General features: G+C 70.1%; 18 protein-coding genes. 4 read left to right on the forward strand and 14 right to left on the reverse strand.

Annotated elements, in window-relative coordinates:
• Positions 1-11 precede the first annotated feature (11 nt).
• From AB0958_RS29625 to AB0958_RS29645, 5 genes are all read right to left on the reverse strand, one after another.
• The gene (locus AB0958_RS29625; protein ID WP_366893542.1) at positions 12-965 is read right to left on the reverse strand and encodes a WYL domain-containing protein; all 954 of its coding nucleotides are present in this window, start codon (positions 963-965) and stop codon (positions 12-14) included.
• Positions 966-1,141: 176 nt separating this feature from the next.
• Entirely contained in the window at positions 1,142-1,513 is a 372-nt protein-coding gene (locus AB0958_RS29630; RefSeq protein ID WP_358977585.1) for an FKBP-type peptidyl-prolyl cis-trans isomerase, read from the reverse strand.
• 74 nt (positions 1,514-1,587) lie between these two features.
• The gene (locus tag AB0958_RS29635; protein ID WP_366893543.1) at positions 1,588-2,589 is read right to left on the reverse strand and encodes an FKBP-type peptidyl-prolyl cis-trans isomerase; all 1,002 of its coding nucleotides are present in this window, start codon (positions 2,587-2,589) and stop codon (positions 1,588-1,590) included.
• A 114-nt stretch (positions 2,590-2,703) separates the two neighbouring features.
• Entirely contained in the window at positions 2,704-4,065 is a 1,362-nt protein-coding gene (gene pafA / locus AB0958_RS29640; protein ID WP_028801611.1) for a Pup--protein ligase, read from the reverse strand.
• Positions 4,066-4,074: 9 nt separating this feature from the next.
• Positions 4,075-5,334 carry an MFS transporter gene (locus AB0958_RS29645; protein ID WP_366893544.1) on the reverse strand — a complete coding sequence of 420 codons (1,260 nt, stop codon included), beginning with the start codon at positions 5,332-5,334 and terminating at the stop codon, positions 4,075-4,077.
• An 88-nt stretch (positions 5,335-5,422) separates the two neighbouring features.
• Here AB0958_RS29645 and AB0958_RS29650 point away from each other — a divergent pair, with 88 nt between their 5' ends.
• Positions 5,423-6,439, forward strand: a complete 1,017-nt coding sequence (locus AB0958_RS29650) for a LacI family DNA-binding transcriptional regulator (RefSeq protein WP_366893545.1) — start codon at positions 5,423-5,425, stop codon at positions 6,437-6,439.
• A 76-nt stretch (positions 6,440-6,515) separates the two neighbouring features.
• On the opposite strand, the gene prcA is transcribed toward AB0958_RS29650, so the two are convergent.
• The 6 genes from prcA to arc all read right to left on the reverse strand — a co-directional run bounded on the left by prcA (position 6,516) and on the right by arc (position 12,481).
• A complete protein-coding gene (gene prcA / locus AB0958_RS29655; protein ID WP_366893546.1) occupies positions 6,516-7,274 on the reverse strand; it encodes a proteasome subunit alpha in 759 nt (252 codons plus the stop codon).
• Between the two features lie 71 nt (positions 7,275-7,345).
• Positions 7,346-8,191, reverse strand: a complete 846-nt coding sequence (prcB, locus tag AB0958_RS29660; protein ID WP_366893547.1) for a proteasome subunit beta — start codon at positions 8,189-8,191, stop codon at positions 7,346-7,348.
• The gene (locus tag AB0958_RS29665) at positions 8,143-8,484 is read right to left on the reverse strand and encodes an endonuclease VII domain-containing protein (RefSeq protein WP_366893549.1); all 342 of its coding nucleotides are present in this window, start codon (positions 8,482-8,484) and stop codon (positions 8,143-8,145) included. Before AB0958_RS29665 ends, prcB begins: the two co-directional genes overlap by 49 nt.
• A 68-nt stretch (positions 8,485-8,552) precedes the next feature.
• On the reverse strand, positions 8,553-8,771 hold the full coding sequence (locus tag AB0958_RS29670) for a ubiquitin-like protein Pup (RefSeq protein WP_132889128.1): 219 nt from the start codon (positions 8,769-8,771) through the stop codon (positions 8,553-8,555).
• A gap of 187 nt (positions 8,772-8,958) precedes the next feature.
• A complete protein-coding gene (gene dop / locus AB0958_RS29675) occupies positions 8,959-10,470 on the reverse strand; it encodes a depupylase/deamidase Dop (RefSeq protein ID WP_358977571.1) in 1,512 nt (503 codons plus the stop codon).
• Positions 10,471-10,714: 244 nt separating this feature from the next.
• Positions 10,715-12,481 carry a proteasome ATPase gene (arc, locus tag AB0958_RS29680; RefSeq protein ID WP_366893550.1) on the reverse strand — a complete coding sequence of 589 codons (1,767 nt, stop codon included), beginning with the start codon at positions 12,479-12,481 and terminating at the stop codon, positions 10,715-10,717.
• A gap of 493 nt (positions 12,482-12,974) precedes the next feature.
• Between arc and AB0958_RS29685 the strand changes: the two genes are divergently transcribed.
• The gene (locus AB0958_RS29685) at positions 12,975-13,280 is read left to right on the forward strand and encodes a ferredoxin (RefSeq protein ID WP_366893551.1); all 306 of its coding nucleotides are present in this window, start codon (positions 12,975-12,977) and stop codon (positions 13,278-13,280) included.
• Between the two features lie 46 nt (positions 13,281-13,326).
• On the opposite strand, the gene AB0958_RS29690 is transcribed toward AB0958_RS29685, so the two are convergent.
• From AB0958_RS29690 to AB0958_RS29700, 3 genes are all read right to left on the reverse strand, one after another.
• Positions 13,327-13,908 carry a hypothetical protein gene (locus AB0958_RS29690; RefSeq protein WP_366893552.1) on the reverse strand — a complete coding sequence of 194 codons (582 nt, stop codon included), beginning with the start codon at positions 13,906-13,908 and terminating at the stop codon, positions 13,327-13,329.
• 224 nt (positions 13,909-14,132) lie between these two features.
• Positions 14,133-15,035 carry a tRNA (adenine-N1)-methyltransferase gene (locus AB0958_RS29695; RefSeq protein WP_089103073.1) on the reverse strand — a complete coding sequence of 301 codons (903 nt, stop codon included), beginning with the start codon at positions 15,033-15,035 and terminating at the stop codon, positions 14,133-14,135.
• Between the two features lie 55 nt (positions 15,036-15,090).
• The gene (locus AB0958_RS29700; RefSeq protein WP_366893553.1) at positions 15,091-16,809 is read right to left on the reverse strand and encodes a site-2 protease family protein; all 1,719 of its coding nucleotides are present in this window, start codon (positions 16,807-16,809) and stop codon (positions 15,091-15,093) included.
• Positions 16,810-16,952: 143 nt separating this feature from the next.
• On the opposite strand from AB0958_RS29700, the gene AB0958_RS29705 reads away from it, so the two are divergent.
• Positions 16,953-17,984, forward strand: coding sequence for a RecB family exonuclease (locus AB0958_RS29705; protein ID WP_366893554.1), 1,032 nt, complete (start codon positions 16,953-16,955; stop codon positions 17,982-17,984).
• Between the two features lie 16 nt (positions 17,985-18,000).
• The gene (locus AB0958_RS29710; RefSeq protein WP_030608351.1) at positions 18,001-18,672 is read left to right on the forward strand and encodes a response regulator transcription factor; all 672 of its coding nucleotides are present in this window, start codon (positions 18,001-18,003) and stop codon (positions 18,670-18,672) included.
• The last annotated feature ends 50 nt before the right edge of the window (positions 18,673-18,722 follow it).

An 18,722-nucleotide genomic window follows, 5' to 3' on the forward strand; every position in this document is an offset into this window, starting at 1 on the left:
TCCGCTCCCCCTCAGCCCTTGGCCACGGCACGCAGCCGGTCCACCACGTCCGCACGCAGCTCGGCCGGCTCGAGCACGATCACGTCCGCCGCGAACTCGACCAGCCAGGCGTCCAGGCCGTGCCCGTACGGAATCTCCAACTCGTCCCACCCGTCGCCGAGTTCCCGTACGACCGTGGCCTTCGCCCGAAGGGGGTAGCCGGCGCCGGAGCGCAGCCGGATCAGCGCCGAGCGGTCGGCGATCTCCCCGGCCCAGCTCGCGACGGTCTCGCGCACGGTGACGACGTCCGGGACCGGCGCGGTGAAACCGGTACCCCGGGAGCGCACCTTCCCTGTGATCCTGGACAGCCGGAACACCCGCTCGGCACCGCGGTCGCGGTCCCAGCCCGCCAGGTACCAGTGGCCGCGCCAGCACTCCAGGGCCCAGGGCTCCACATGACGGGGCTCGGGGTGGGCGGCGGTGGCCTTGCGGTAGTCGAAGACGACCGGGCGGCGGTCGCGGCAGGCCAGCATGAGCGGTTCGAAGGCGGCCTCGTGCACGGGGATCCGTGGCTCCAGGGCACCGTGCGCCTCGTACGGGTCGACATCCTCGGGAAGCCCCGCGGCGCGCAGCTTCTGCAGTGCGCCGCTGGCCGCCCCGGCGAGCCGGGCCTGCTGCCAGACCTTGGCGGCGAGACCGAGGGCGGCGGCCTCCTCGGCGTCCAGGGTGACGGGAGGCAGCCGGTTGCTGTCGCGGCGCGCGAGGTAGCCGACCTCGCCGTCCAGGTTCTCGACGGTCTCGATCACCAGGCCCAGTTCCCGGAGATCGTCCTTGTCCCGCTCGAACATCCGGTTGAAGGAGTCGTCCGACCCGGCTTCCAGGTAGGCCTCAATGGATTCCCGCAGCTCGCGCTTGCTGAGCGGCCGACGAGTCCCCAGCAGGCACAGCGCCAGGTTCATCAGCCGCTCGGCCTTGGCAATGGCCATCGACGCCCTTCGCCTTCCCTATGGTGCTCCTGACCGTTGACCGTACCGCTCCGCAGCGTCACGGCAAAAGCCAGTCCGAACAATGAGGACCGAAACGGACAGGAACCAACAAACGGCGAGGACCCGCGCGCATGGCACGGGCCCTCGTCCGGCCGGATTCCGACCGGGTCGGCGGATCAGACCGCGAGCAGGTCCACGACGAAGATCAGCGTCTCGCCGGGCTGGATCGCCGGCGTCGGGCTCTGGTCGCCGTAGGCGAGGTGGGCCGGAATGGTCAGCTGGCGACGGCCGCCGACCTTCATGCCCTGCACACCCTGGTCCCAGCCCTTGATGACCCGGCCGCCACCCAGCGGGAAGCGGAACGGCGCGCCCCGGTTCCAGCTGGCGTCGAACTCCTCGCCGGTGCTGAACGCGACACCCACGTAGTGCACGGTGACGGTCTGGCCCGCCTGGGCCACCTCGCCGTCGCCCTCCCAGATGTCCTTGATCTCCAGGTCGGCCGGGGGCTCGCCGCCCGGGAAGTCGATCTCGGGCTTGTCGATGCTCACGTCTCTAGCTCCTGCTTGTGTACGACACGGAACCCGCACAGTCTTTCATCCCCGCCGCGCTCGCGCCCGCGCGGCTACATCGCCGCCAGGATGTCCGCCGAGAACACCAGGGTGGACCCCTTCTTCACCACGCCACCGCTCGGCGGGTTGTTCCCGTAGGCCAGGTCCGGCGGCACGACGACGAGCACCCGGCTGCCGACCTTCTTGCCGGTGAGGCCCTGTGCCAGCCCCTTGACGACCTCCTGCATCTGCTCGATCGCGAACTGGGCCAGCCGCCCGCTGTCGTACGTCTGCTCGAAGGTCTTGCCGCCCTCCCAGACCACACCCTTGAACTGGCACAGGACCGTCTGCGACGCCTTCACCTCCGGCCCGTCCCCCTCCAGGACGTAGGCCGAGACCAGCTTCTTCGGCGGATCGGCCTTGGGAACGTCGATCGAGGGGGCCTTGCCGTCCGTGTTCGTGCCGACCTTCGGCAGCGCGGCGTCGTTCTGCGCGACCGCCTTGCCGGTGCTGGAGCTCTTCGAGTTGAACGAGTTCAGCACATCCACCACGAACACCAGCGTGTCGGTGCCCTTGATCCCCGCCTGCGCGTTGCCCGAGCTGCCGTATCCCCAGGTCGGCGGCACCGCCATCAGCACCCGGCTGCCCGCCTTCTTCCCGGCCAGCGCATAGCGCCAGCCGTCGATGATGCTGCCCTGGGCCAGCTGCATCAGCAAGGGCGTCCGGTCGTAGGACTGGTCGAACACCTTCCCCGTGGACCAGATCTGCCCCAGGTAGTTGGCCTGGATGAAGTCGTTCTCCGCGACCGTCTTGCCGCTGCCCGCGATCACCGTCTTGACCGCGAGGTTCTTCGACGGGTCCCCGCTGCCCTTGGCCACCGTCGGCTTCTCGCCGAACTTCGTGCCCGCCGTGATCGCCGGCAGCGGCCCGTCCACGATCTTCGGCGGCGGCACCGACGACGCCGAGGCCGACGGCGACGCGCTGGCCTTGCTGGAGGAGGACGACTTGTCACCACACCCGGCGAGTGTGACCAGCCCTGCGGGAACGGCGGCAAGGAGAAGAGAGCGTCGGCGCACGGAAGAGCCTCGTAATCGGTCGATCTTGCGGATGGCGTGCGCGCAACTCTACGACGCCGCACGGGCGCCGTACGGGAAACGTACGGCGCCCGTGTGGCGTTCCACGACATCCGCTCACATACCGGCGATGAGCTTCTCCACCCGGTCGTCCACCGAACGGAACGGGTCCTTGCACAACACCGTGCGCTGCGCCTGGTCGTTGAGCTTCAGATGCACCCAGTCGACCGTGAAGTCCCGTCGCTGCTCCTGCGCCCGCCGGATGAAGTCACCCCGCAACCGCGCCCGAGTCGTCTGCGGCGGCACCGACTTGCCCTCGAAGATCTTCAAGTCATTGCAGATCCGCGCGGCTTGCCCCTTCTTCTCCAGCAGGTAATACAGACCACGACGACGGTGGATGTCGTGATAGGCGAGGTCTATCTGCGCCACCCGCGGATGAGACATGGTCATGTTGTGCTTGGCCCGGTACCGCTCGATGAGCTTGTACTTCATCACCCAGTCGATCTCGGTGCCGATCCGGTCCAGATCCTCCGCCTCGATGGCGTCCAGGGTGCGGCCCCACAGCTCCAGCACCTGCTCGACCGTGCCGGTGCGGATACCGCGCCGCTCGCAGAAGTCCACGGCCTTCTCGTAGTACTCCCGCTGCACCTCCAGCGCCGACGCCTCCCGGCCGCTGGCGAGGCGCACCTTGCGCCGGCCCGTGATGTCGTGGCTGACCTCGCGGATCGCCCGGATCGGGTTCTCCAGGGTCAGGTCCCGCATCACGGTGCCCGCCTCGATCATGCGCAGCACGAGGTCGGTGGCACCGACCTTCAGCAGCATCGTCGTCTCCGACATGTTCGAGTCGCCCACGATGACGTGCAGCCGGCGGTACCGCTCGGCGTCCGCGTGCGGCTCGTCCCGCGTGTTGATGATCGGCCGGGAGCGTGTCGTCGCCGACGACACGCCCTCCCAGATGTGCTCCGCCCGCTGGCTCACGCAGTACACCGCACCGCGCGGCGTCTGCAGCACCTTGCCCGCGCCGCACAGCAGCTGCCGGGTCACCAGGAACGGAATGAGGATGTCCGCGAGCCGGGAGAACTCCCCGTGCCGCGCCACCAGATAGTTCTCGTGGCAACCATAGGAGTTGCCCGCCGAGTCGGTGTTGTTCTTGAAAAGGTAGACGTCGCCCGCGATTCCTTCCTCGTGCAGGCGTCGTTCGGCGTCCACCAACAGCCCTTCGAGAATGCGCTCGCCGGCCTTGTCGTGAGTGACCAGTTCGGTCACATTGTCACATTCGGGTGTCGCGTATTCCGGATGTGAGCCCACGTCGAGATACAGCCGGGCGCCGTTCCGCAGAAAGACATTGCTGCTACGGCCCCATGACACGACACGGCGGAAGAGGTACCGCGCCACCTCGTCAGGCGACAGGCGGCGCTGTCCCCTGAACGTGCACGTGACGCCGTACTCGTTCTCCAGCCCGAAAATGCGGCGGTCCATGACTGAACATTACGCCCGATCCCCCGACCTGAAACGAGGTTCGACAGCACGATTTGGATCATTTTCCGAAGCGGCCGCAACCACCGCACCCCCACCGGGAACTGCGAGGACCCGCCCCGTGACCACCAGGACCAGCAACGACACACCCCCCGCCACCGCCGGCACCGTGAACCCCCACAGCGCCCCGCCCGCCTCGACGACCGGACCCGCGAGGCCCGTTCCCACCGACGAACCCACCGTGAACGTCGTCACGAGCCAGGAGAACGCCTCGGTGACCGTGCCGCTCGGCGCGTGCCGGTCCACCAGCACGAACGCACACGCGATCGCGGGCGCCAGGAACACCCCCGCGAGCACCGTGAGCAGCACCATGGCCACCGCGCCGGGCATCAGCATCAGCGGCAGGTAACACACCGCCAGAAGCGCCACCAGGACCCGCAGTCGCCTGGCCGGCTCGCCCGGCCACCGCCGCGCCCCGTAGACCGTGCCCCCGAGCAGCGCACCGAGCCCCAGGGCGGCCATCAGCCAGCCGTACACCGCGTCACCGCCGTGGTCGTCCGCGTACGGCACCGACGCCACCGTGATGGACCCCAGCGCGATACCGACGAAGAGGAACGCGGCGAGCAACGCCAGCAGTCCGGTCGAACGCAGCGCACCCAGCCAGTGCGCCGGGCGCGGCGCCGAACGCCACGCGCGCGACGGCGGCGACACCACCACCGAGAGCGCCCCCAGCACCCCCACGGCGTTCACCACCAGCAGCGCCGCCTGCGCCGACCACAGCGACACACACAACGTGACCAGCAACGGCCCCACGGTGAACATGACTTCCTGCGCCACCGCGTCCATCGCGTAGGCCGTGTGCACCCGCTCCTCACCGCCCAGCACACTCGGCCACAGGGCCCGCAGGCCGCCCTCCAGGGGCGGGGTGAACAGCCCGGCCGCCGTGACGGCCGCGTAGGCGAGCGGCAGCACCCCGGTCCCCGCGAAGGCGAAACCGGCCATCGCGAGCGCCGAAGCCAGGGCCGCGGGCAGTTGGACACGCGGCTGCCCGTACAGGTCCACCAGCCGCCCGAGCACCGGCTGCCCCACCGCGTTCGCCACGCCGTACACCGCAGCCAGCGCCCCCGCCAGGCTGTAGGTACCGCCCCCGGCGCGCACGAACAGCACGATCGCGAGGGCCGCGGTCGCGTTCGGCAGCCGGCCCACCAGCGTCCCCGTCAGCAGCCGGACCGCGTGTCTCGCCCTGAGGATCTCCAGGTACCCCGCGGCCATGAACCGCCTCCAAGTTTTACGTATAACCTCGGCTCCCATACGTACCATGTGCGCTGTTCACACGTCCAGACGAAGGAGCCCGCCCCCGGTGGCACGCAGCAGCACGCGCCCCACGAGCCGCGACGTCGCCCAGGCCGCCGGCGTCTCCCAGGCCGCCGTGTCCCTCGTACTCGGCGACAAATGGCGCGGCCGCGTCTCGGAGACCACCGCCGCACGCGTCCGCGAGGCCGCCCGCGACCTCGGCTACCGCCCCAACCTCGCCGCCCGCAACCTCCGCCTCGGCCACACCCGCACCGTGCTCCTCGTCGTACCCGCCCTCACCACCGAGTTCTTCGCGGGCGTCTACACCGGCGCCGCCCGGGTGGCCGCCGAACACGGCTTCGGAGTCGTCCTCTACCCCTCCCCCGAAGGCATCGGCCCGGCCCGCGACCCCTTCGCCTCCGCCCAGGCCGCCCTCGACGGCGTCATCGCCTCCTCGATGGCCGCCGACGCCCTCACCGCCATCCGCGGCGACCAGCTCCCCCTCGTCATGCTCGACAGCGACCCCGCGGGCAGCCTCGGCGCCGCCACCGTCAACCTCGACATCGCCGACGGCGTACGCCAGGTCACCGAACACCTCCTCGGCCTCGGCCACCGGCACTTCCTGCACCTCGCCGCGGACGTCGCCTCCTGGACCTTCGACGTACGCGCCCGGGAACTGGCCGCGCGCACGGCCCCGGTCCCCGGCGCCACCGTCCGCACCGTCCGCGCCCCCATCTCCATCGAAGGCGCCCTCGCCGCCACCGAAGCCGCCCTCGCCGCGCCCGGCCCCCACCCCACCGCCCTCGTCTGCGACGACGACAAACTCGCCGCCGGCGCCTACAAGGCCCTGCGCCGCCTCGGTCTGCGCGTCCCCGACGACATCTCCGTCACCGGCCTCGACGACCTCGCCCTCGCCACCGCCATCGACCCCGAGCTCACCACCGTCCGGCTCGACGCGGAACGCTTCGGCGAACACGGCATGCGAGCCCTCCTCGCGGTCCTGGACGGCCGCGAACCCGAAGCCGGGGACATCCCCGTGCGGCTCGTCGTGCGTGGCTCCACAGCACCCCCCAGAGCCTCCTGAGCGCACCCGGAACACAGCCGCGCCCCGCCCGGGGACTCCCGGACGGGGCGCACGGCGCGACAGACGCGACGAACCGCTACTCGACGTCCCCGCCGGACTCCTCCGCCTCGCCGGACTCCGCAGCCGCCGCCGAACCACCGGCCTCCAGCAACCGAACCAGCTGCGGACCGACGATCCGCTTGAACTTGCGCTTCTGCGGACGCGTACGGTCCAGGACCGCCACCTCCAGACGCTCGGCGGGAATCTCCCGCTGCGTCCCGTTCGGCTCACGCGACAGAGCCGTCACAGCCAGCTTGAGAGCCTCCGCCAGGGTCATGCCCTCCCGGTGCTCACGATCCAGATAGCTGCTGATCTGCTCCGCGTTACCACCGACCGCGACCGAACCGTGCTCGTCCACGATCGAACCGTCGTGCGGCAGCCGGTAGATCTGGTCGCCCTCCGGGCTCTCCCCGACCTCCGCCACCACCAGTTCCACCTCGTACGGCTTCTCCGCCGCCGACGAGAAGATCGTGCCCAGCGTCTGGGCGTACACGTTGGCAAGACCACGTGCCGTCACATCGTCACGGTCGTAGGTGTAACCACGCAGATCCGCGTACCGCACACCGCCGATCCGCAGATTCTCGTACTCGTTGTACTTACCGGCGGCCGCGAAACCGATCCGGTCGTAGATCTCGCTGAACTTGTGCAGCGCACGGGACGGGTTCTCACCGACGAACACGATGCCGTCGGCGAACTGGAGCACCACCAGACTGCGACCACGCGCGATGCCCTTGCGGGCGTACTCGGCGCGGTCCGCCATGGCCTGCTGAGGTGAGACATAGAACGGCGTCGACACCGGTATCCGTCCCCTTCCTTAGGGTTCCGTCGAAGTCACTGGGATCACCTTCACAACAGACGCCGAGCGCCTCAGAGCAGCGCCGCGCGCGGGCCGTCCGGCTCCTCAAGGCGGCGCGCCAGCACCGCACGGGCCAGCTCGGAGGCCTCGTCCTCGGTGAGCCGGCGGAAACCGTCCTCGGTGATCACGGTGATGATCGGGTAGATCCGGCGGGCGACGTCCGGACCACCGGTCGCGGAGTCGTCGTCGGCCGCGTCGTACAGAGCCTGCACCACCAGTGTGGCCGCCTGCTCCTCGGACAGGTCGTCACGGAACAGCTTCTTCATCGCACCCCGCGCGAAGATCGAGCCGGAACCCGTCGCCGCGAAGTTGTGCTCCTCGGAACGGCCGCCCGTCACGTCGTACGAGAAGATCCGCCCCTTGCCCCGGTCCACGTCGAACCCGGCGAACAGCGGCACCACCGCCAGCCCCTGCATGGCCATGCCCAGGTTGGAGCGGATCATCGTCGACAGCCGGTTCGCCTTGCCCTCCAGCGACAGCTGGGCGCCCTCGACCTTCTCGAAGTGCTCCAGCTCCAGCTGGAAGAGCTTCACCATCTCCACGGCGAGACCGGCGGTGCCGGCGATGCCGACGGCCGAGTACTCGTCCGCCGGGAACACCTTCTCGATGTCGCGCTGGGCGATCACGTTGCCCATGGTGGCCCGTCGGTCACCGGCCAGCACGACCCCGCCGGGGAAGGTCACCGCGACGATCGTCGTCCCGTGCGGCGCCTCGATCACCCCCTGCGTGGGCGGCAACTGCCGCCTGCCGGGCAGCAACTCCGGCTGGTGCTCCCCGAGGAAGTCCATGAAGGAGGACGACCCAGGCGTCAGGAAGGCAGCTGGTAGACGCCCGGTGCTACGAGTGTTGGCTTCCACAGGTTTCCTTCCAGGTAAGCAACGGCTCGGCGAGCGGCGTCCGGATCATCCTTCAATGTGCCGATGGCCGAATTGCAGTTGAAGCACAGTACGCCTCGGACCCTACCCGTCTTGCGGCAGTGATCCACATGCACGGGTGAGGCATCTGGACAGATCGCGCGGAGTCCGTACCGGGCGGGGATCAGCGCATCGCGCCCGGCTTCGGTGAAGGGGTGGCGGCACCCTTGGCCGTCAGGCCGTCGCACCTCGGCCTGTTCCGTGCGAACGCCGCTCGCGGCTGGCACCCCCTGCACCGCGAGCAGCGTTGCGCATTTTCTTCGATCGCCAAGCCGACCCCCCCCCGAAACCTTCAATTCAAAGGCTACTGACCGCCCTTTTGAACGAAGCTTCGGACGAAGTCCTCTGCGTTCTCCTCAAGTACATCGTCAATCTCGTCAAGTACCGAGTCGACGTCGTCGCTCAGCTTCTCGTGCCGCTCCTTGAGGTCCTCGGAGCCCTGCGACTCAGCCGCCTGCTCCTCGACCTCCTCGGTGGAGTGCGTCGCCTTCTGCTGTCCGCCGCCGGTGTCCTTGGTTGCCATGACACTCACCCCGCTCAGTTCGCCCGACATGGTCGACAGGTCGGCTTCCTGCCGATCGGTGATGATCAGACCCTACAAGCCGGGTCCGACATCGGCCCCGCAGTTTCTCCAACCCACGGGGGCCATCTCGATGATTCCCGGACGGTGGGACTCTGACCCGTCCGCCCGGAGCGGCCCAAGGGCCGGCTCAGCCGCCGGAGAGGACCCTGACCAGGTCTTCTGCGGTGCGACAGCGGTCCAGGAGCTCCTTGACGTGATTTCGCGTTCCGCGTAGCGGTTCCAGGGTTGGGACGCGCTGGAGGGAGTCGCGGCCGGGGAGGTCGAAGATGACCGAGTCCCAGCTGGCCGCGGCGACGTCATCGGCGTACTGCTCCAGGCAGCGACCCCGGAAGTAGGCCCGGGTGTCCTCGGGCGGGTTCGTACGGGCCCGCTCGACGTCGGCCTCGGTCAGCAGCCGCTTGATGCGGCCGCGGGCTGCCAGGCGGTTGTAGAGGCCCTTCTCGGCCCGCACGTCGGCGTACTGGAGGTCGAGGAGGTGCAGCTTGGCGGCGTCCCAGTCCAGGCCGTCGCGGCGCCGGTAGCCCTCCATGAGTTCCAGTTTGGCGACCCAGTCGAGCTCTCCGGCCAGGCTCATGGGGTCGTGTTCCAGGCGGTTGAGGGTGTCCTCCCAGCGGGTGAGGACGTCCTTGGTCTGCTCGTCGGCGTCGGCGCCGTAGCGTTCCTCGACGTACTTGCGCGAGAGTTCGTAGTACTCCATCTGGAGCTGGACGGCGGTCAGTGTGCGTCCGCTGCGCAGGGTGACGAGCCGCTTGAGCGTCGGGTCGTGGGAGACCTGGTGGAGGGTCCGCACGGGCTGGTCGACGGCCAGGTCGACGGCGATGAAGCCGTCCTCGATCATCGACAGGACCAGGGCGGTGGTGCCGAGCTTCAGGTACGTGGAGATCTCGGAGAGGTTCGCGTCTCCGATGATCACGTGGAGACGGCGGTACTTCTCGGCGTCCGCGTGCGGTTCGTCGCGGGTGTTGATGATGGGGCGCTTGAGCGTGGTCTCCAGGCCCACCTCGACCTCGAAGTAGTCCGCGCGCTGGCTGAGCTGGAAGCCGTGTTCGTGGCCGTCCTGGCCGATGCCGACGCGGCCGGCGCCGGTGACGACCTGGCGGGAGACGAAGAACGGCGTCAGGTGGCGCACGATGTCCGAGAAGGGGGTCTCCCGCTTCATCAGGTAGTTCTCGTGCGTGCCGTAGCTGGCGCCCTTGTTGTCGGTGTTGTTCTTGTAGAGGTGGATGGGCTGGGCGCCGGGGAGCGCGGCGGCTCGTTCGGCGGCCTCGGCCATGATGCGTTCGCCGGCCTTGTCCCACAGGACGGCGTCGCGGGGGTTGGTGACCTCGGGGGCGCTGTACTCGGGGTGGGCGTGGTCGACGTAGAGGCGGGCGCCGTTGGTCAGGATGACGTTGGCGAGGCCGATGTCCTCGTCGGTGAGCTGGCTGGCGTCGGCGGCTTCGCGGGCGAGGTCGAAGCCTCGGGCGTCCCGCAGGGGGTTCTCCTCCTCGAAGTCCCAGCGGGCGCGTCGGGCCCGGTGCATCGCCGCCGCGTAGGCGTTGACGATCTGGGACGAGGTGAGCATGGCATTGGCGTTGGGGTGGCCGGGGACGGAGATCCCGTACTCCGTCTCGATGCCCATTACTCGCCGTACGGTCATGCGGCCCTCCTTGCCCGGCGGAGCCCTCGGTCGTGGGCTGCGCTCGCGTACCGCTGGCGCTCCGGTGCGTGTGCGGTGCCCGTCCCCGCACTGCGCGTTTCGGCGGTAGGAACGAGCCTAGAACGCCGTCGCGCCGGTGGGGAGATCATTTGCGTCATTGCCTTGCTCGCCTCGGTTCCGGTGGTGGCCGGAAAAACAGTGGGCTGCGGGTACCCGGTGAGGGCACCCGCAGCCGCCCTGTGTTTTACAGGTACTGTCCGGTGTTCGCCACCGTGTCGATGGAGCGTCCGGTGTCCGCGCCCTGCTTTCCGGTGATGAGGGTACGGATGTAGACGATCCGTTCGCCCTTCTTTCCGGAGATCCGGGCCCAGTCGTCGGGGTTGGTGGTGTTGGGCAGGTCCTCGTTCTCCTTGAACTCGTCCACGCAGGCCTGGAGCAGGTGGGAGACGCGGAGACCCTTCTGGTTGTGGTCGAGGAAGTCCTTGATCGCCATTTTCTTGGCGCGGCCGACGATGTTCTCGATCATCGCGCCGGAGTTGAAGTCCTTGAAGTAGAGGACTTCCTTGTCGCCGTTGGCGTAGGTGACTTCCAGGAAGCGGTTTTCCTCGGATTCGGCGTACATGTGTTCCACTGCCGTCTGGATCATGCTTTCGACGGTGGTGGCCTTGCTGCCGCCGTGCTCCCCGAGGTCGTCGGAGTGCAGCGGGAGGCGCTCGGTGAGGTACTTGCCGAAGATGTCCTTGGCGGCCTCGGCGTCGGGACGCTCGATCTTGATCTTCACGTCGAGCCGGCCGGGGCGGAGGATGGCGGGGTCGATCATGTCCTCGCGGTTGGAGGCGCCGATGACGACCACGTTCTGCAGGCCTTCGACACCGTCGATCTCGGCGAGCAGCTGGGGGACGATGGTGTTCTCCACGTCCGAGCTGACGCCGGAGCCGCGGGTGCGGAAGAGCGATTCCATCTCGTCGAAGAAGACGATGACGGGGGTGCCCTCGCTGGCCTTCTCCCGGGCGCGCTGGAAGACCAGGCGGATCTGCCGCTCGGTCTCGCCGACGTACTTGTTCAGGAGCTCGGGGCCCTTGATGTTGAGGAAGAAGCTCTTGCCCGCGGCCTGGCCGGTGACCTCGGCGACCTTCTTGGCCAGCGAGTTGGCGACGGCCTTGGCGATGAGCGTCTTGCCGCATCCGGGGGGTCCGTAGAGCAGGACGCCCTTGGGCGGACGCAGTTCGTGCTCCTTGAACAGGTCCGGGTAGAGGTAGGGGAGCTCGACGGCGTCGCGGATGGCCTCGATCTGGCCGCCGAGGCCACCGATCTGCTCGTAGCCGATGTCGGGGACTTCTTCGAGGACGAGTTCCTCGACCTCGCTCTTGGGCACGATCTCGTAGACGTAGCCGGAGCGGGGTTCGAGGAGCAGGGCGTCGCCGGGGCGGATGTTCACGTCGAGCAGGGGCTCGGCGAGCCTGACCACCCGTTCCTCGTCGGTGTGCCCCAGGACGAGGGCGCGTTCGCCGTCCTCGAGGATCTCCTTGAGGGTGACGATGTCACCGACGCGCTCGAACTCCATGGCGTCGACCACGTTGAGCGCTTCGTTGAGCATCACTTCCTGGCCGCGCCTGAGGTCGTCCAGGTCGACGCTCGGACTGACGTTCACCCGCAGTTTGCGGCCGCCGGTGAAGATGTCGGCGGTGCCGTCCTCGTTGGCTTGCAGGAAGACACCGAAGCCGGCGGGCGGCTGTGCGAGTCGGTCGACTTCCTCCTTGAGGGCCACGATCTGGTCGCGGGCCTCGCGGAGGGTGTTCGCGAGTCGTTCGTTCTGGGCGGACACGCCGGCCAGGTTCGTCTGCAGCTCGACGATCCGCTCTTCGAGAATCCTCGTGTGTCGCGGAGAGTCGGCGAGCTTACGTCGCAGGACGGCGATCTCCTGCTCAAGGTAGGCGATCTGCCCGGCCGGGTCGTCGGACCCTCGTCCCGGGCGGATGCCGCGGTTCATGTCGTCGTCGTGGGCTGCCACGGTCCTCACCTCCTCCAAGGGGAGCTGGACGCTTCCAGACCCTACCTGGGTGGGTGTCGATTGAAACCCCTAGATCACAAAGACTGTCAAGGTGTGTCGTCGGTCACCCGTTGGGTTCTTGCTCGTGCGGGGTGGATACCCACTCAACGCGATTCAGAAGCGGCGTGTTCCAGGCCCGGAGCGGTCAAAACCCTTCGTGACTGACCGGAGTTGTCCGATCCGATGCCGGTTCAGGTGTTGTGCCCCGGCGAGGCCCTCCTTACACAGAGCGACCGGACGGGTGGGGTGGGTGATCGGAAATGAGGACGGTGGGTTGGCTCAACTCGATCGGTCGGGTGGCCGAGCGCCGCCCTCCGCGCGGCGGCGCACGCCCGGTACGGGGTGCCGGTGGGGGTGGCGGGTACGGAGGTAGGGTCGAAGGCGTTCAACACCCGCCGGGGCGGGTCCGGGTGGTCCCCGGTCCGCCGGTCGGCGCTTTTCGAGGGCAGGAGAGATGACCGTGCAGCAGGAGGCCCTGGCCGACGGCGAGGCGCTGGAGGTCTGGATCGACCAGGATCTGTGTACGGGTGACGGGATCTGCGCCCAGTACGCCCCAGAGGTGTTCGAGCTGGACATCGACGGCCTGGCCTACGTGAAGGGTCCGGACGAGGAGCTGCTTCAGGCGAAGGGCGCCACGGTGCCGGTGCCGCTGCCGCTGCTCACCGACGTGGTGGACTCGGCGAAGGAGTGCCCGGGCGAGTGCATCCACGTGCGCCGGGTCGCCGATCGGGTCGAGGTGTTCGGGCCGGACGCGGGGTGACTTTCCGGCCACCCCGCGTGGCCCGGGCCGGCGCCGGGGGCCGCCGTCAGACGTTGTCGCTGGCGGCGGGGGTGGAGCGGAGGAAGGCGTGGCCGTTCCACTGCCACTTGGCGTCGGTCTTCACGTCCGGGCAGCAACTGGGCACGTCGTCCGTGGAGTAGCCGAGCAGCGTCGCGGTGACGGTCCTGGCGGCCACGGCGAAGTCGGTCACCGTGTACCGGTCCTTCGGGTCGACGAGGGTGGCGACGACGCGGGGCCGGGTGGTGCCGGCGGCCCGGGTGAGGACGTAGACGCCGTCGGGCGGGGTGCCCATGGCCGAGTCGCAGTGGACCACCGCCACGGTTTCCGGTCTGCCGTCGCCGTCGAGGTCTCCGGTGGCCTTCTTGACGACCACCTCCTTGACGGGGCCGCAGTCGAGCGGGAAGTCCACGCCGGTGGTGCTGGGCGGCGCGGCGGCCGCCGCGGAGGGTCTCGTCTGGGTCGCCGGGGCGGGCTGGGCGGCTCTGGCCGAGCCCGGCTGGAAGAGGGACGACAGGGCCACCACGCCGGCCACCGCGGCGGCGGTGGCGAGCCAGTGCATGGGGCGGGTGTCGGTGTGAGCGAGCTCCGGGACCACGGATTGCTGCACTAGGAGTGTCTCCTGTGAGGCCTGTGCCGGTGGGGGATGGCTCGCATGGTGCCACACGTCACAGTGGCTGGGAACGGCGGGGTGGGGTTCTTCCGGCGAGCCTCTTCCCGGGGGGCTTCCCCGGAAGGGACTTCCCCGGCGGGAGCCGGGGCAATGCGTGAGCGCCGCCGCCGAGTTCCGGGGCGTTCCGGGGAACTCGGCGGCGGCGCTCGTGCGTTGACGGGTCAGCGGCCGGCGCCGCCGTCGGCGTTGGGGCCGTCGTAGTCCTCGCCGTAGGCGCCCTTGGCGGGGCGGCGGCGGCGCATGGGCGGTTCGACGCCGTCGGCGAGGCGGCGGGCGGTGAGCAGGAAGCCGGTGTGGCCGATCATCCGGTGGTCGGGGCGGACGGCGAGGCCTTCCACGTGCCAGTTCCGGATCATGGTCTCCCAGGAGGTCGGCTCGTTGAAGCAGCCGATCTCGCGGATGGACTCGACGGTCCGGGCGAGCTGGGTGGTGGTGGCCACGTAGCAGCAGAGGATGCCGCCGGGGACGAGCGCCTTGGAGACGGCTTCGAGGCACTCCCAGGGGGCGAGCATGTCGAGGATGACGCGGTCGACGTCGGTGTCCGACAGGTTGTCCTGGAGGTCCCCGACGGTGAGCTGCCAGGCGGGGTGCGGGCCGCCGAAGTAGCGTTCCACGTTCTGCTGGGCGATCTCGGCGAAGTCCGCGCGGCGTTCGTAGCTGTGCAGCATGCCCTGGTCGCCGATGGCGCGCAGCAGGAAGCTGCTGAGCGATCCGGAGCCGACACCGGCTTCGACGACGCGGGCGCCGGGGAAGATGTCGGCGAAGGAGAGGATCTGCCCCGCGTCCTTCGGGTAGACGACGGCTGCCCCGCGGGGCATGGACAGGACGTAGTCGGGGAGCAGGGGGCGCAGCGCGAGGTAGGCGACGTTGCCGGTGGTGCGGACAACGCTGCCCTCGGGAGCGCCGATCAGTTCGTCGTGCGGGAAGGAGCCCTTGTGGGTGTGGAAGTTCTTCCCGGCTTCGAGCGTGAACGTGTAGTGGCGACCCTTGGGGTCGGTCAGCTGAACCTGGTCCCCGACCTTGAAGGGCCCGCGCCTGCGGGCGGCACCGGTCGGTTCGGACATGTGAACAGGGTACCGGGCCCCGCGGGCGGTGCGGACCAGCGGAGGGGGTCCTCGGTCAGGACGGCCGTGCCATGGCCTTCACGAAGGCGCGCTCGACGTCCGCCGCCGACAGGACGCCGTAGATCTCGCCGGTCTCCTCCACCACCAGGTACTCGGTGGCCGGGGTGGCGCGCAGGACGTCGAGGAGGTCCTCGCCGGCCAGTTCCGCGGAGACGCGCATGCCGTCGGTGAGTTCCTGGGCGACGCCGCTGACGGCGACCCAGGGGCGGCGGTGTTCGGGTACGCCGACGATGGCGGCCTCGCGGACCAGGGACAGCGGGGCGCCGTCGGCGTCGACGACGACCAGGGCTCGGGCGCCGGCGGCGTTGGCGCGGCGCAGGGCCTCGGAGAGCGGGGTGTCGGTCTCGACGGGTACGGCGCGCCGGGTGAGGGTGCGGGCGCGCAGTTCCGGGAGGTGTTCGCGCAGCCGGGCCATGCGCAGGCTGTTGCCGGCGCCGGTCCAGATGATGGCGGCGAGGATGGCGGCGAGCAGGGCGTCGGTGAGGGAGTCCATGCCACCGGTGTCCTCGCCGCCGCCTCCGAAGGCGCCGAAGTAGTTGAGCAGGGGGAGGCCGACGAGGACGGAGACGGCGAGGGCGCGGCCGACCCAGGCGGCTGCGACGGTGCCGCTCATGGGCCTGCCGGTGATCTTCCAGACGACGGCGCGGAGCATCCGGCCGCCGTCGAGGGGCAGGCCGGGCAGCAGGTTGAAGGCGGCGACGATGAGGTTGGAGACCATGAGGCCGGCCAGCAGGACGCCGGGGACGGTGCCGGGTTCGACGGGCTGCATGGCCAGGTAGAAGACGCCGGCGAGGACGAGGGAGAGCAGCGGGCCGACGAAGGCGAGAACGAATTCCCGTCCGGGGGTCTCGGCCTCCTTCTCGATCTCGGAGACGCCGCCGAAGAACTGGAGCTGGATGCGGCGGACGGGGAGTTTGAAGCGGATCGCGGCGACCGTGTGGGCGAGTTCGTGGATCAGGACGGAGGCGTAGAAGGCGACGGCGAAGAAGAGGGAGACGAGGTAGCGGGCGGCGCCGAGTTCGGGCAGTACGCGGTCGAGCTGGCCGCCGAAGACCCAGGTGATCAGGGCGGCGACGAGGAACCAGCTGGGGGCGACGTACACGGGGACGCCGAAGGGACGGCCCATGAGGAGTCCGCCGCCGGGTTCCTTGGGGCGCTGGGGGGGCCGCCCCTGGACTGCCGGGCCGGAGTGCGCGTGGCTTCGCTCGTCGGTCTCCTCGCCGGTCTGCTCGTCGGTCTCCTCGCCGGTCTGCTCGTCGGTGTGACCCGGGGCGCCGCCGGGAGGGGCCGCACGGGTCCCGGGGGCCGGGGCCGGGCGGGACTCGGGGGCGGGGGCCGGGCGGGACTCGGGGCCCGGGGCCGGACGGGACTCGGGGCCCGGGGCCGGACGGGACTCGGGGGCCGGGGCCGGGCGGGACTCGGGGCCCGGGGCCGGGCGGGACTCGGGGGCCCGGGAATCGTCGGGGGCCGGGGCGGGGAGTTCGTCGGTGTCGGCGGCGGGGCGCTCGGCGGCGGGGCGGGGAGCCGTCTCCTCGTGGTCGTCCTCGCTCTCGGGCGCCGCCCGGCCGGCGGGCGGTTCGCCCCCGCTGGGGGTCGTGGGGGCGTCGGTGGGGGCCGGGCCTCCGTCGTTGGTCGGGGCCGTAGGGCCTGCGGGGTGCTCGGCCGGTTCGGCGTCGTCCGACCGGGGCTGCCCGCTCCCGCCGCTCACGTCCACGGTGTCCCCTCGTTAGATGCGGTCCGTCTCTGGCTCGATGGTATGCGGCCGTCGTGACGCGTTTCGCCCCGGCACCCCTTGTGTTGGCCCGGCCGTCGCGCGGGTTGGGTGACTGTCAGTGGCGGGCCGTATGGTCTGTGGTCATGGACAGCAGCATGGAGGACGCCGCGCAGGCACGGGGCGGGGACGTCACGCGGGGGGAAGAGCCGGTCCCGGCGGCCGAGGTGACGGCCGCGGAGGTGCCGGTCGCGGTGGTGCCGAGCGCCGAGGTGCCGAGTGCCGAGGTGTCGAGTGCCGAGGTGTCGAGTGCCGAGGTGCCGGTCGCGGCGCCGCCCGCCTCGCTGTCGCCGTCGCGGGCCAGTGACTTCATGCAGTGCCCGCTGCTGTACCGGTTCCGGGTGATCGACCGGCTGCCGGAGAAGCCGAGCGAGGCGGCGACCCGGGGGACGCTGGTGCACGCGGTCCTGGAGCGGCTCTTCGACGCGCCGGCGGCGGAGCGGACGGCGCCGCGGGCCAAGTCGCTGATTCCCGGGCAGTGGGACCGGCTGCGGGAGAGCCGTCCGGAGGTGGACGAGCTGTTCGCGGACGATCCGGAGGGCGAGCGGCTGGCGCGCTGGCTGGGTGAGGCGGAGCGGCTCGTGGAGCGCTGGTTCACGCTGGAGGACCCGTCCCGGCTGGAGCCGGTGGAGCGGGAGCTGTTCGTGGAGACCGAGCTGGAGTCGGGGCTGCGGCTGCGCGGGATCATCGACCGGGTCGACGTGGCGGCGACGGGCGAGGTGCGGATCGTCGACTACAAGACCGGCAAGGCGCCCAGGCCGGAGTACGCGGAGGGCGCGCTGTTCCAGATGAAGTTCTACGCGCTGGTGGTGTGGCGGCTGAAGAACGTGGTGCCGAGGCGGCTCCAGCTGGTCTATCTGGGCAGCGGTGACGTGCTCACGTACGACCCGGTCCGCGCCGATCTGGAGCGGGTCGAGCGCAAGCTGCTGGCGTTGTGGGAGGCGATCCGGCAGGCGACGGAGTCGGGTGAGTGGCGGCCGCGGCCGACGAAGCTGTGCGGCTGGTGCGACCACCAGGCGCACTGCCCGGAGTTCGGGGGCACTCCCCCGCCGTATCCGCTGCCGGTGAGGTCGGCGGGGTCCGGCGAGGTGGCGCAGGGCAGAATGGGCGCGGACTAGCAGAAGGAGACTCACCGTGGCCATCCGTGTCCTACTGGTCGACGACCAGCCGCTGCTGCGTACCGGGTTCCGGATGATCCTGGAGGCGGAGCAGGACATCGCGGTCGTGGGCGAGGCCGGGGACGGCCTGCAGGCCCTCGACCAGGTGCGGGCCCTCCAGCCGGACGTCGTGCTGATGGACATCCGGATGCCGCGGATGGACGGGGTGGAGGCGACCCGGCAGATCACCGGGCCGGGGCGGGACGGTCCGGCGAAGGTGCTGGTGCTGACCACGTTCGATCTGGACGAGTACGTGGTGGAGGCGCTGCGCGCGGGCGCCAGTGGCTTCCTGTTGAAGGACGCCCCGGCGAACGAGCTGGTGCAGGCGATCCGGGTGGTGGCCAACGGTGAGGCGATGCTGGCGCCGAGCATCACGCGCCGGCTGCTGGACAAGTACGCGACGCATCTGCCGTCCGGTGAGGAGCCGGTGCCGGACACCCTGCACACGCTCACCGACCGCGAGGTGGAGGTGCTGAAACTGGTGGCGCGAGGATTGTCGAACGCGGAGATCGCCGCGGACCTGTTCGTCAGCGAGACCACGGTGAAGACGCACGTGGGGCATGTGCTGACCAAGCTGGGGCTGCGGGACCGGGTGCAGGCCGCGGTGTACGCGTACGAGAGCGGGCTGGTACGTCCCGGCGCTCAGTAGGCAAGGACACCGGGTCCGGTACGACGCGAGGGGCGCCCCTCTCCGAGTGG

Origin of the sequence: Streptomyces sp. NPDC006655 (genome assembly GCF_040703965.1) — a bacterium.
In the GTDB taxonomy this organism is placed as follows: Bacteria; Actinomycetota; Actinomycetes; order Streptomycetales; family Streptomycetaceae; genus Streptomyces.